Here is a 12,758-nt window from a genome sequence, read left to right on the forward strand (position 1 = left end):
AATCGTTATTTGTATATAGTTTTGCAAATAAAAACTGAGAAAAACATTTGGGTTGTGTGGCTTGTGACCAGGGGAAATGTTTGTGAAACGTTTGAAACATTCTGGAAATGTGCATTGTGGAATAATTGTGTATAGCGTCACCTCGGATGCATTTATTGTGCAATTATTTGCGGGTTTAATGTTTATTGTTTATAGATGCGGGTGATTTGAGAGTGATTCCGTGCCAAGGGTCGTCCCCATAGTTGTGGAAAGCGAACCAAGTAGAGTTACACCCGTGAACACTTCCACGACTCAGCCACTCTCCAATGACGGATGCCAGGACAACGAGATCTCGGCGCAAACGATCCGCGAACAAGTCGACCGGGCCCTGACCGCGGCCACGAATAACGACGGCGTCATTCCTATCGTCACCGCAGGTGACCCCGTTCTGCGCACTACTACCGCGCGCTTCGACGGCCAGATCGACGACTCCACCCTGCTGGAACTGCTCACCGCCATGCGCACCACCATGCTCGCCGCCCCCGGCGTGGGCCTAGCCGCCCCGCAAGTCGGCATCAGCCTCAGGCTGGCCGTGTGCGAAGACCCGGGCACCACCTCGGCCGAACATGCGGCAGCCCGCGAACGCACACCCCTGCCGTTCACCGCACTCATCAACCCCACCTACCAGCCCGCCACCGACCAACTCGTCGCCTTCTACGAAGGGTGCCTCTCCATCCCCGGCTACCAAGCCGTCGTGGCCCGCCCGCGCACCGTCACCCTCACCGCACACGACCACCAAGGCGCCACAATCACCAAAGACATCACCGGCTGGGCCGGGCGCATCATCGCCCACGAAACCGACCATCTCGACGGCATCCTCTACCTAGACAAAGCCGAAATGCGCTCCCTGGCCACCCACGAACAAGTCGCCCGCTGGTGGAACCAACCCACCACGCAACAGGCAGCCGCCGCTCTGGGCTTCGAGCTGCCCGCCCCGCCAGCCTTATAAACCGAAAGACACTCCATGACCACATACATTCCCGACGACGTACCGCCATCGCACGCACTCTGTCGCGTCCTCGATATCGCCAACGCGGGGCTGTCCGCGGTCCGCTCCCATCACGTGCCCGCCAAGTACCAGCCTGCGCTGCGGCTGGGCACGTCACTGGCTACAGGTCTCGTGGCAGCCGGTTACGCGCTCAACACCCGGGATATCTGTCGCACCTCCGCTGGCACCATCGCAGGCCTTGGCACAGCCACGGCCGCCCTCACCTACGCCACCTGGGGGCTCTCCGACCGCCTCTACAAGGCTGTAGACGGACGCCTGCGCGCGTGGGGTATCCCCGCTCCCGAGGTGGCAACCGGCCTGGCAGCGTTCATCGCCTTGCGAGCGTTTTCGGCGTGGGAAGAGCGGCAAGAGAGCGACTTCGAATGGATGGCAGTCGCTGGCGAGGGCTACGAACGTGACTTGCCCAGTGACCTCCACGACTTTCTCACCGGTTTTGCCCACCCTGAACTCAACCTCACACCGGGCGCAGCCCAGGCGCTTGCTACACAGATCCCGGTCTTGCGTGCGACCATCTACGCCCCGCCGGACCAGGACCCGTTAAAGTTCCTCGACGACTGCTATCTTGAACTCACACTTCCATCAGCTGCAGACGTCAGTGTGATTACCCCGCGCACACAGACCTACCCCGTCTACGCCCGCGCCAGCTTCAGCGGTGTTGAACACCGTCTGAACCTTGAGGTGCACGAAGGCCACGCATCCGCCTTGTCACTCGCCGAATTTGACGAAGAATCGCCCACGCTGTCCGAATGGATAAGCGCATACCGTGCTGGCGTAGTTGAGTTCATCAGCGAATTCGATGAGGAGCGCACCCAATGACCCAAGCTCAACCGCAGAACCAACAGAAGTCCCAGCCACACACCCACCACCGCACCATCACCTTGGCGAACGGGTGCTTCTGGTGCTTCGACGCCGTGGTGCGCCGCGCCCGTGGCGTCATCGATGCGGTATCCGGATACATTGGCGGTCACGTGGACAACCCCACCTACCACCAGGTCTGTTCTGGCACCACGGGCCACGCGGAGGCCGTCGCAGTCACCTACGACCCAGACATGATTCCCGAACACGTCATCTTGGGCATGTTTTTCACCACCCACGACCCCACCAGCCTCAACCGGCAGGGCCACGACGTGGGCACCCAGTACAGGTCTGCCATGTTCTACCAGGACCAGGACCAAAAGGAGCGCTTCCAGCGCGCCATCGACCAGGCCCAACAGTTCTACGATCGCCCAATCGTCACCACGCTTGAACCACTGAGCACGTTCTTCCCTGCAGACAACGTTCACCAGGACTTCTACACCCGTAACCCCGGTAACGGGTACTGCTCATTCGTCATCGACCCCAAACTGGCGCAGGCGCGCAGACAGTGGGCAGACTGGATCCAATGACACCCAAGCAACCCAAAACCGCCATCCCAGCCGACATCTGGGTCATGGTCATCGCCGCGTTCATCGTGGCTATTGGTTACGGAATCATCGCACCGGTCTTGCCGCAGTTTGCAAGCTCGTTCAACGTGGGCGAAACCGCCGCCGCCGTTGTTGTCAGCGCGTTCGCATTCTTCCGCTTAGTGTCCGCCCCAGCTGGTGGCTCCCTGGTAAACCGCTTGGGCGAACGCCCCATCTACGTCACCGGCCTGCTCATTGTGGCCGCCTCAACCTACGCCGTAGCATTCGCGCAGACCTACTGGCAACTCCTCATCTTCCGCGGCCTGGGTGGGTTAGGCTCCACCATGTTCACGGTGTCGGCCATGGCCATCATCGTGAAACTCGCCCCACCTCACGCCCGCGCCCGAGCCACCGGTCTCTACGCCACTTCGTTCCTTATCGGCAACATCGCAGGTCCCATTGTGGGCGGTCTGTTGGCCGGTTTTGGGCTCAAGGTTCCCTTCATCATTTATGGCACCGGGCTCGTGATTGCCGCCGCCGTGGTGCATGTGAAGCTGGCGAGTTCTACCCGGGTTGCCCGCGCCGAGGTGCGCGCCACTGTGTCCCCAGACGACACCTCCCCGCGTGCCACCTCTAGCCCCACCTTGGCACCCATGCGTGTACGCGAAGCGTGGCAGGTGCCGGCCTACCGCGCCGCCCTCCTCGGTGCCACTGTCTCCGGGTGGTCAGCTATGGGGATCCGCGTTGCGATCTACCCGCTGTTCGCCCTGAGCGTTCTCAAAGTGGGCCCAGAAGCTGCCGGGCTGGCTCTCACGTTCTTCGCGCTGGGCAACGCAATCGCCATCAACGCCTCATCCCGATTCGCCGACACCTACGGTCGCGTTCCATTCGTATCTGCCGGTTTCGCCGTCATGGGAATCGCCACCCTGCTACTAGGTGTCTGGCCCAACCTGCCCATGTTCCTGGCCCTGTCCACGGTTGCCGGTATGGGTGCAGGACTCATCATGCCTGCCCAGCAAGCCGCAATCGCCGATGTCGTCGGCAGTGAACGCCCGTCCGGCAAAGTGCTTTCACGTTTCCAAATGGCCATGGACTTCGGTTCAATCGTGGGCCCAATCGCCACCGCTGCTCTTGCCCAAAACGTGTCTTACGCGGTGGCTTTCGCCGTGGCTGGCGCGTTCTGCCTACTGGCAAGCATCGTGTGGCTGTTCACGCCAGAACCCATGAACAAACCGCCAGCTCGCAGCCAGCAAAAGAACTAAACATACGTACGGGTTTTCTTCACGCACACTGTAGGGAAACCGCACCATGTTACGCCCGTCCCAAAAGTAGGATTGAGCTGTAGCCCAGACCTGAAAGAGGAACTTGTGAAACATCTTGTGAGACTGAGCCTGCGAAACCGCTCACTCATCGCACTTGTGACCGTCGTCGCCATCATCTTTGGGACCATAGCCACGTTCAGTCTCAAGAAGGAGCTCTTTCCTTCTTTTGACGTTCCTCAGGCCATTGTGATCAGCCAGTACCCAGGGGCCGCCCCCGAGGCGGTCGAACGGGAAGTGACAGACCCCCTTGAGTCCGCGCTGGCTGGCGTGCAGTCAGTGGACGAGGTGTCTTCGTCCTCGTCAACGGGAAACAGCCAGATCACTGTCACAACGAAGTACGGCACCTCTTCGGACGACGTTGTTCGCGAACTTCAACGCGCCGTGTCACAAGTTGAAAGCCAGCTCCCTGACGGTGTGACCCCAACGGTGGTTGCAGGGTCCGTTGACGACTTCCCAGTCCTCGTGATGTCCGTATCCGGTGACGACATCGAAAAGCTGTCAAAGGACCTCGAAGACATCGCGGTCCCTGAAATGAAGAAGATCGACGGCGTTCGCGACGCGTCTGTTTCAGGCCAAACACAAAAACAAATTGAGATCCGGGTCAAGAAAAAGCGCATGGAAGACAAGGGTGTGCAACTTGACGAACTTGCCCAGATCCTCAAGACCAATGGTGTCCCGGTTTCCGCGGGTGAACTTAAAGCATCGAACGGCGCAGCCCCCGTTGAAGTAGGAAAACGCCTCACCAGTGTCGACGACATTAAGAACCTTTACGTCACAGGTGAAGAAGACGGCGAACCAGAACCGGTCAAGGTGAGTGACGTCGCCGACATTGAGCTCAAAGACGAACCCATCACATCGATTTCACGGTCGAACGGCAAAGATGCCCTGACTATCCAAGTCCTTAAGAAACCTGATTCCAACACGGTGGATGTGGCGGAAGGCGTCAAAGACGTATTGCCTGAACTGGAAAAGAAAATCGGCAACAATGCCGAGTTCACCACGGTCTTCGACCAGTCGCCTTACATCAACCAGTCCATCGAAGACCTGGTGCGTGAAGGTGGCTTGGGTCTGATCTTCGCTGTCTTGGTCATCCTGGTGTTCTTGCTGTCATTCCGCGCAACGGCAATCACCGCGATCTCTATCCCACTGTCCTTGCTGGTCACCATGCTTGCGATCTGGCGCACCGGCTATTCGCTGAACATGCTCACCTTGGCGGCGTTGACCATGTCTATTGGGCGCGTTGTGGACGACTCGATCGTGGTCATCGAATCGATCCGCCGTCGCCAAACCTTGGGTGGCACCAAGTTCGCGAACATCTTCGCCGCCGTATCGGAAGTCGCCGGGGCTATCACCTCGTCCACTCTGACCACGGTTGCGGTGTTCACTCCGCTCGCGTTCATCACGGGACAGACGGGTGAACTATTCCGCCCATTTGCGCTCACCACCTCGATCGCGCTTTTGTCCTCGCTGCTGGTGTCGCTCACGATCGTTCCGGTATTGGCGTACTGGTTCCTGCGTGCACGTGAATCGCGTGTCAAGCTCACTCGATCGGACAAGCAGGAAATCCGATCCCTGCGCAAGGAAAACCTCAAGCAGTGGAAGAAGGAACGCAAGGAAAGTCGCAAGCGTGCGCGCGCCGGAGGAACCGGGCCACGCAGGGCCACCTCGGAAATGCCTATGGTTGGCAAGACCGCAGCCTCTGTGCTGGGTGAGGATGAAGGTTCCGTGGCCGAGGTCGACGAACTTGCCAGCCTCAAGTCACCTGAGACTCGCTTGCAAAAGACCTACACCCCCGTAGTGCGGTGGGCTACGCGTCACCCTGTTATCACGATTGTGGTCAGTGTGGTCTTGCTCGTGGGAACCTTGGCCATGACTCCGTTGCTCAAGACTGAATTCTTGGGTGACACCGGCGAAGAGACTGTTCAGGCTCAACAGACCTTCGAACCTGGGGTTGGTCTAGAAGAAGCCGGAAAACAAGCTGAAAAGGTCGAAGAAGTGCTTTCGAAGACCCCCGGTGTGGAGTCCTACCAGTTCTCCATCGGCGACGCAGGTCTCTCATTCGGAAGTGACGGAGGCGGACTTTCTGGCGACTACTTCATCAACCTCGAAACGGGGGCAAGCACCTCGGAGGTGTCTGCCGACATCCAAAAACGCTTTGACGAACTTGATGGTGTAGGCGAACTTGAAGTGATGTCAGCAACTTCAAGCCCCGGTGGTGACTCCATCGATCTGACACTCACCTCTAACGACACCAAGGCCTTGGAAGATGGTGTCAAGAAACTGACGGAAGAGCTGAAGGACGTCGACGGCGTGCAAACCGTTACCAATGACCTGCAGGCCGTGCAACCGATTGTTCAAGTTTCGGTTGACGCAAAGAAAGCCAAAGAAAAGGGCCTGACTGAAGCTCAAGTCAGTGAGTATGTGCAACGCGCGATCGAAGGTCAGGACATCGGTGACCTCATCGTTGACTCCTCTACACGCAGCGTGAAACTGTTCGACGGCTCTGCCGATACCGTCAAGAAGCTGGAAGATCTCAAGATCCCGTACACGGAACAGATTGTTCAGGCTTCTCCAATTCCGGGAATGCCCGGCACGCCAACGACGGAAGAGAAAACTGTTCGCCTGTCCAAGATCGCGAAGGTTGAGGAAATCAAAACCGCGCCCGTTATTCGTCACTCGGGAGGTCTCCGCTCCGCACAGATCAGCGTGACACCTTCAGGGGACAACCTAGGCCAAGTGGTACAAGCGGTGAACAACAAGGTTGACGAAACCGAACTGCCAAGCGGCGTGACTCAGGACACGTCTGGTGTGGGTGCCGAACAGGCCGATGCGTTCAAGCAGATGGGTCTGGCCATGCTTGCCGCGATCCTGATCGTATTCGTGATCCTGGTGGCCACGTTTAAGAGTCTGATCCAGCCACTCATTCTCCTGGTGTCGATCCCATTCGCTGCCACCGGGTCGATTGGGCTTCTGCTACTGACCGACACCCCGCTGGGACTGGCCTCGTTGATTGGTCTTCTCATGCTGATCGGTGTTGTAGTCACTAACGCGATCGTGCTGATTGACCTCATCAACCACTTCCGTGCTCACGGTGTGGACCTGCGTACCGCGGTGGTCAACGGCGCTCGTTTGAGGTTCCGACCCATCATCATGACCGCAGCTGCCACGATCTTCGCGCTGATTCCGATGGCACTTGGCCTCACTGGTGGAGGCGGTGTGTTCATCTCCAAACCGCTGGCCATTGTGGTGATCGGTGGACTTGTGAGCTCAACCCTGCTGACCCTGATCCTGGTGCCCGTTCTGTACCAGCTGATCGAAGGCTTCAAGGAACGTCGCCGCGAAAAGAAGATCATCAAGGAAATGGCACGGTCAAGCGTGATCGACAAGGCCGAAGCACGCAGTGAAAGCTGACCGTTCCCGCTGGGGAACTGAACTCGCACTGATCGCGGCTGTCTCACTGGGACAGTCCGCGATCTACGCGATTGTGCGCCTCGTTGACATTTCTACCCGCGGCCCCATCTCTGACGCACAGGCCAAACTCAACACCTCGGAGTCCATCCGTCCGCTCTTTGACTTGCTGTACCAGCTGTTAGGGATTGGGTTTGCGGTGGTCCCGGTGGCCCTTGCTCTGTGGCTCATGGCCCGTGACAAGGACACCGCCCCATCCGCCCCGTCACTGCGCACACGCATGGGGTGGCCCGGCAACCTGCGTGGCTGGCTGGTTCACATTTTGTGGGGTGCGGGCCTATTCGCGGTGATCGGTGTAGGCACTTTGGGGGTCTACTTCCTGGGGCGCACGCTGGGGATCACAGCACAGATCACGCCCAATAACCTAAACGCCTACTGGTGGACCGTTCCCGTGCTCATCCTGCACGCCATCAAGAACGGGGTTTTAGAGGAAGTCTTGCTTCTGGGCTACGCCACCGACCGGTTACACAAAATGCGCATCAGCCCATGGGTGGCAATCATCAGCCTGGCGCTATTTCGTGGCTCTTACCACTTGTACCAGGGGATCGGGCCGTTTGTGGGCAATGTGCTCATGGGCCTGCTCTTTGGCTACCTATACTTCTTTGGCCCGCGTTCTATCCGCGGTTCAGTCATGCCGTTTGTGTGGGCGCACACGTTCATTGACGTGGTGGGGTTTACCGCACCTGGAATCCTGCAGGCTGTAGACGCATAAGACGTGTCGCTGTAAAAAGCGCTGGCTTAAAACAGTGCCAGGCTTAAATCACAACCTCGCCCTGAGGTGTGGTGAATGTGGCCGAAATGAGGCCGGGCGCCGCATTGGGTGCCGTCCAGTCGATCCCAATCTCTGGAATCGGCTTAGGGTCGTCAGTTCCCAGCCATTCGCGCACCCTGTCGCGGTTACCTGCTATCTGCAAGGACTTGATCGCAACGTCACTACTTGGTGACTTCCAGTGCCCCGGCTGATCGGCAACGGGTGACAGCCAGTGAATGAAGTACGGCAACTGAGGGTCTGCCATGAGCCCCTTGACGCCGATCTGCTTCCATTCGAGTTCCGGGCCATCAACGGCTTGACGGTTACCGTCAACAGCCTTGCGCCCCAGACGCTCCTCTACGCTAGTCAGATCGTCGGTGCGCACGCACCAACCCATCCAGCCGCCGCCCAGCTCGGACCGTGCACGCACCGCCTGGCCATAGGGGGTTGCAAAAGCTGCCGGGTGTTCAAGCGCCTCGACGACCTCAACATAGTGGCCACCCGTAAGAGGGAAAATCAGGTTGCGGGTTCCGAAGCGTGGATGCACTCCACCGTCGTAAAAGGACAAGCCGAGTTTCTCAGCCAGGCGTTCTGCTGTTGCCTGGTATCCATCTGGCTGTGCCGCAAACGAAAGATGATCCAAGTGCATGTGTGTACTGTGACACACGGCACTTGGATCATCTTGTTAGGTCAACCTAATTATGAGATTGCCCGTTGGCACTTCAGATCGCTGAAGCACAAACGATCAGCTCAGTGTCCTTCGGACTTGAAGCGCTCGATCGACTCGTTCACGATACGCTCGGCTTCTTCGCGGCCAGCCCATTCGGAACCCTTGACGTACTTGCCTGGCTCCAGGTCCTTATAGTGAACAAAGAAGTGCTCAATCGCATCGAGCTGGAACTTCGAAATGTCTTTCACATCAGTGATGTCGTCGAAGCGTGGGTCATCGGCGAGAACAGCCAGAACCTTGTCGTCACCACCAGCTTCGTCAACCATCTTGAAAACACCAATAGGGCGAGCGTCAAGCTGGCAACCAGGGAACACTGATTCGTGGAGCAGAACCAGAACGTCCAGTGGGTCACCGTCTTCACCCAAGGTGTCTTCGAAGTACCCGTAGTCGGTGGGGTAAGCCATCGAGGTGAACAGGTAGCGGTCCAGTTTGACGCGCCCGGTTTCGTGGTCCACTTCGTACTTGTTGCGCGAACCGGCAGGAATTTCGATTGTGGCCAAAAGCTCCATGAATGCTCCATTTCTGGCTAGTGCTGGCTAGTAGGCACGCGCGGAAAACGCGCCTGAGAGATACCTCCCTTAGCATAGAGAATAATAAGCGGAGTGCACTGGTGAAAGCACCACCCCTCACCCACAATCTCAATTGGAAGAGTATGACCAGTCGAAAAGCCCGTCGTCGTCAAGAACACAACCGAAAGAACGGTCTAGTGATCACCAGCGCAGGAGTGATCGTAGCGCTCGCAGGTTATGGAGCTCTTGACGTAGCGGACATCGCTCCTGGTTTCCTCACCACCAAGCCCCCCATCGAAGTGCAGGCACTTCCGCAGCCCGAGCCTGAATCGCACAGTTCTGTCGACATGCCCGCGCTGGCAGATGACGCGCCTGTGCCACACGATCTGAAACAGCGGCTCGACCCCATTTTTGACTCCGCAAAAGACCCTTCCGCGTTCTCTGCCGAAGTCCGGGACGCCAAAACAGGCGACACACTCTATGACAAGGACGCCAACCGAGCCCGGACACCCGCCTCGGTCACAAAAGTCCTCACCGCCACCGCAGCTCTGGATGCGCTGGGGCCTTCCAGCCGATTCACAACAGAAACCCTCCTTGACGGTGACACCCTGTTTCTTAAAGGTGGGGGAGACGTATTACTTGGCGCCGGCGAGTCCGACCCCAACTCAATCATTGGGCACGCAGGGCTGGGAACACTGGCAGAAACCACCTCGGCGTTCTTAAAGGACCGAGGTCGCACCTCCGTGACGTTGCGCGCGGACGTTTCCCGGTATGAGGGCGCCGACTTTCGCAAGAAATGGGACCGGGCAGACATTGGCAACGGCTATATCGCGCCCGTCAAACCGTTCATGGTGGACGCCGGGTTGGTGAAGCGCGCACGCTTTTCTTCGCGTGAACAAGACCCCGTGAACCGTGCCGTCAAAGACTTTGAAAAGGCGCTCAAAGACCGCGGGATCGACGTGAAGGTGGAAAAGCCCCAAGCGACGCCGGAGTCTGCTGAGAAAGCAGCTCAAGTGGAATCGGCCCCGGTCAGCAGCGTGATCCGATACATGCTCTTGCACTCCGACAACGTGGTCGCAGAAAACTTGGGTGTCGAAGTGGCCATCAAACGTGGCGACAAACCAGGGCTTGAGGCCTCCCCGCAAGCTGTGCTCAATCAGCTTAAGGACATGAAACTCGACACAGCGTCGATCACCTTGGGCGACACGTCAGGGCTTAACTACGACAACCGCATTTCGCCCAACGAACTTACCCAGATCATCACCAGTGTCGCCCAACGTGAAGAACTGGCTGAACTTCTCCCTAACATGCCGGTGGGAGGGCTGTCTGGCACGCTCGTCAAACGTTATGACGACCCAGAAACTGAGTCAGCTGCCGGAGTCGTCAGCGCCAAAACCGGAACCTTGGCAACTGTGACCAGCCTGTCCGGTGTAGTTACCACCAAGGACGGTCGCCTCCTCACCTTCACCATCATGGCCGACGGCCTAGAACGCGGCGGGGCAGGCGAAGCGCGTCAAATCGTAGACAAAGCAGTTACTGTGTTAGCAGAATGTGGGTGCTCAGGGTGACCGAACAACCTTTTCACGTGCCCACAGTTGTGCGCACCGGACGTGAACTCGTAGCCCCCGGACCCATTCCTGACGCGGACACTGCCCGCACCCTGGTGCAGGATCTGCGCGAAGCTGCGGACACCTCGGTCGATTTGGTCCTCCGCACCGTCAACCTGCCGCGGGAATGGGAAGACGCTGTTCGCAACACCGTCACCGGCGACACCGTGTTAGTGGTCGACCGGGTGGGGTGGCTCACCGCTAACGCCCAGACATTCGCAGAACTGGGCGCCAGTTTCATGACCCCGCCCAAACCCTCCATCTTCCGCATCAACCCAGTGGTTCGCGTGGGTTCCGCGCAACTGGGCACCGTGCTTGCCGTCCTGGCCGGGCGGGTCCTAGGGCAGTTCGATCCGCTGGGCTCCCACCGCAGGCTCATGCTGGTCGCACCCAATGTGTTAGAAACTGAGCGGCGGCTTGAAGTGAATCCCCGCGACTTCCGCCTGTGGGTGACCCTGCACGAAACAACCCACCGCGTGCAGTTCGCCATGGCCCCGTGGCTGCGGGACTACATGATTGAGCGGGTGAGCATCCTGGTACAAAAGTCCACGCAGGACGAAAACTGGATTGAAGCGCTCAAAGGTGGGTCCCTGCTCGACGCCATCACCACCCCCGACAAACGTCAAGCAGTCAACGAAATCACCGCGGTCATGAGCGTGCTCGAAGGCCACGCGGACGTCGTCATGGACTCGTGTGGGCCATCCGTGATCCCCACTGTTGCCAGAATCCGCAGGGCATTCGACCGCAGGCGAGCCACCAGCGTCAACGGGCTGGGGCGCCTGCTGGGGTTCCAAAACAAAATGGATCAGTACACCACTGGTGCCGCGTTCATCCGCGGAGTCGTGAAACACCGTGGCCACGCCGGACTGCACCCACTGTGGCAAGCGCCTGAAAACCTGCCAACTAAGGCGGAACTGGGCAACCCCGAACTCTGGCTGGAGCGCATCCGTGCCTAGACGACCCAGGCTGGATCCCGCCTCGGCGAAAATCCGCAAAGCTGTCGAAGACGCGCTGGAACCCGGTCACACCTACCTCATTGCGGTATCTGGGGGAGCGGACTCCATGAGCCTGGCCGCCGCGTGCGCGTTTCTCACCCGCAAGGACTATGAGTTTGTAGCGGTCACCGTTGACCACGGGTTACAGGAAGGAAGCGCCGAGGTCGCAGCCCGCACCCAGCGCGCGCTGACTGACCTGGGACTCACCGCAACTGTTGAAACAGCGGAGGTGACGGCGACCTCGGACGGCCTTGAAGCCGACGCACGCACTGCCCGGTACGCGGCCCTCGACCGGGTAGCCAAGGAGAGGGGAGCTGCGGGCGTTCTGCTGGCCCACACACAAAACGACCAGGCCGAAACCGTGCTGTTGGGGCTCCTACGGGGCTCCGGCGCGCGATCCCTTGCCGGCATGAGGCCCCGCGCCGGCCGGTACATCCGCCCACTGTTGGGCATTACCCGGGCCGAAACAGAATCCGCCACCACCGCGCAAAACATCCCCGTGTGGAACGACCCCATGAACTCAGACCCCAGCTTCACACGGGTCAAAGTGCGCACCCAGCTGATGCCCGCGCTCGCCGAGGTCGCAGGCTCCGGCGTTTACGCCAACCTGGCACGCACCGCCCACCTGCTAGCCATGGACTCCGACGAACTGGAATCCCAAACCGACGCCCAGGCGCACATCCGCGGCGACACACTTCTGCACACCGCCGCTGAGTTGCCCGCCGCGTTGCGCACGCGCGTGATCCGGGACTGGCTGTGGCAATTCTCGCCCACCAACGAAGCGGGCTTCCATCACGTCACCGCAATTGATGACCTGCTGACAGGAGCGCGGACAGGAGCGGTGTCATGCCCTCCCGCCGCCGAGGTGGTCCGCACCCGCGCAGGTGACGTCCAGTTCCGCAGGTGTGACGGGCAAGCACCCATTTACAGGTAAGCTAAAACGAGC

The 12,758-nt window shown here is 59.2% G+C and carries 11 protein-coding genes; 9 read left to right on the top strand and 2 right to left on the bottom strand.

Going from position 1 to position 12,758, the window contains the following annotated elements:
- Positions 1-274 precede the first annotated feature (274 nt).
- From HMPREF0183_RS06080 to HMPREF0183_RS06105, 6 genes are all read left to right on the top strand, one after another.
- A complete protein-coding gene (locus tag HMPREF0183_RS06080; protein WP_005883976.1) occupies positions 275-988 on the top strand; it encodes a peptide deformylase in 714 nt (237 codons plus the stop codon).
- Positions 989-1,003: 15 nt separating this feature from the next.
- The gene (locus HMPREF0183_RS06085) at positions 1,004-1,864 is read left to right on the top strand and encodes a hypothetical protein (protein ID WP_005883978.1); all 861 of its coding nucleotides are present in this window, start codon (positions 1,004-1,006) and stop codon (positions 1,862-1,864) included.
- On the top strand, positions 1,861-2,433 hold the full coding sequence (gene msrA, locus HMPREF0183_RS06090) for a peptide-methionine (S)-S-oxide reductase MsrA (RefSeq protein ID WP_005883980.1): 573 nt from the start codon (positions 1,861-1,863) through the stop codon (positions 2,431-2,433). The genes HMPREF0183_RS06085 and msrA overlap by 4 nt, the downstream gene beginning before the upstream one ends.
- Positions 2,430-3,692 carry an MFS transporter gene (locus tag HMPREF0183_RS06095; protein ID WP_005883982.1) on the top strand — a complete coding sequence of 421 codons (1,263 nt, stop codon included), beginning with the start codon at positions 2,430-2,432 and terminating at the stop codon, positions 3,690-3,692. The genes msrA and HMPREF0183_RS06095 overlap by 4 nt, the downstream gene beginning before the upstream one ends.
- A 105-nt stretch (positions 3,693-3,797) precedes the next feature.
- Positions 3,798-7,163 carry an efflux RND transporter permease subunit gene (locus tag HMPREF0183_RS06100; RefSeq protein ID WP_005883984.1) on the top strand — a complete coding sequence of 1,122 codons (3,366 nt, stop codon included), beginning with the start codon at positions 3,798-3,800 and terminating at the stop codon, positions 7,161-7,163.
- Positions 7,153-7,932: a CPBP family intramembrane glutamic endopeptidase gene (locus tag HMPREF0183_RS06105; RefSeq protein WP_005883985.1), complete on the top strand. Its 780-nt coding sequence runs from the start codon at positions 7,153-7,155 to the stop codon at positions 7,930-7,932. The genes HMPREF0183_RS06100 and HMPREF0183_RS06105 overlap by 11 nt, the downstream gene beginning before the upstream one ends.
- A 43-nt stretch (positions 7,933-7,975) precedes the next feature.
- Here HMPREF0183_RS06105 and HMPREF0183_RS06110 read toward each other — a convergent pair whose 3' ends face one another.
- Positions 7,976-8,620 (bottom strand): VOC family protein, encoded by a 645-nt coding sequence (locus HMPREF0183_RS06110; protein ID WP_005883988.1) that lies wholly within the window; start codon positions 8,618-8,620, stop codon positions 7,976-7,978.
- A 101-nt stretch (positions 8,621-8,721) separates the two neighbouring features.
- On the bottom strand, positions 8,722-9,210 hold the full coding sequence (locus HMPREF0183_RS06115; RefSeq protein ID WP_005883990.1) for an inorganic diphosphatase: 489 nt from the start codon (positions 9,208-9,210) through the stop codon (positions 8,722-8,724).
- A 143-nt stretch (positions 9,211-9,353) separates the two neighbouring features.
- On the opposite strand from HMPREF0183_RS06115, the gene dacB reads away from it, so the two are divergent.
- Genes dacB through tilS form a run of 3 tightly spaced genes read left to right on the top strand, consistent with a single transcriptional unit; the run spans position 9,354 to position 12,746 of the window.
- Positions 9,354-10,778: a D-alanyl-D-alanine carboxypeptidase/D-alanyl-D-alanine endopeptidase gene (gene dacB / locus HMPREF0183_RS06120; protein ID WP_040348309.1), complete on the top strand. Its 1,425-nt coding sequence runs from the start codon at positions 9,354-9,356 to the stop codon at positions 10,776-10,778.
- A gap of 17 nt (positions 10,779-10,795) precedes the next feature.
- Entirely contained in the window at positions 10,796-11,773 is a 978-nt protein-coding gene (locus HMPREF0183_RS06125) for a zinc-dependent metalloprotease (RefSeq protein ID WP_040348367.1), read from the top strand.
- Positions 11,766-12,746 (top strand): tRNA lysidine(34) synthetase TilS, encoded by a 981-nt coding sequence (gene tilS / locus HMPREF0183_RS06130; protein WP_005883996.1) that lies wholly within the window; start codon positions 11,766-11,768, stop codon positions 12,744-12,746. Before HMPREF0183_RS06125 ends, tilS begins: the two co-directional genes overlap by 8 nt.
- The last annotated feature ends 12 nt before the right edge of the window (positions 12,747-12,758 follow it).

The organism is Brevibacterium mcbrellneri ATCC 49030, from assembly GCF_000178455.1.
Taxonomy (GTDB): domain Bacteria; phylum Actinomycetota; class Actinomycetes; order Actinomycetales; family Brevibacteriaceae; genus Brevibacterium; species Brevibacterium mcbrellneri.

What these genes read in the sequence shown, in the direction of transcription:
- HMPREF0183_RS06085 (WP_005883978.1), top strand. Translation starts at nt 1,004, where the DNA reads ATGACCACATACATTCCCGACGACGTACCGCCATCGCACGCACTCTGT.
- msrA (WP_005883980.1), top strand. Translation starts at nt 1,861, where the DNA reads ATGACCCAAGCTCAACCGCAGAACCAACAGAAGTCCCAGCCACACACC.
- HMPREF0183_RS06095 (WP_005883982.1), top strand. Translation starts at nt 2,430, where the DNA reads ATGACACCCAAGCAACCCAAAACCGCCATCCCAGCCGACATCTGGGTC.
- HMPREF0183_RS06110 (WP_005883988.1), bottom strand. Translation starts at nt 8,620, where the DNA reads ATGCACTTGGATCATCTTTCGTTTGCGGCACAGCCAGATGGATACCAG.
- HMPREF0183_RS06115 (WP_005883990.1), bottom strand. Translation starts at nt 9,210, where the DNA reads ATGGAGCTTTTGGCCACAATCGAAATTCCTGCCGGTTCGCGCAACAAG.
- dacB (WP_040348309.1), top strand. Translation starts at nt 9,354, where the DNA reads ATGACCAGTCGAAAAGCCCGTCGTCGTCAAGAACACAACCGAAAGAAC.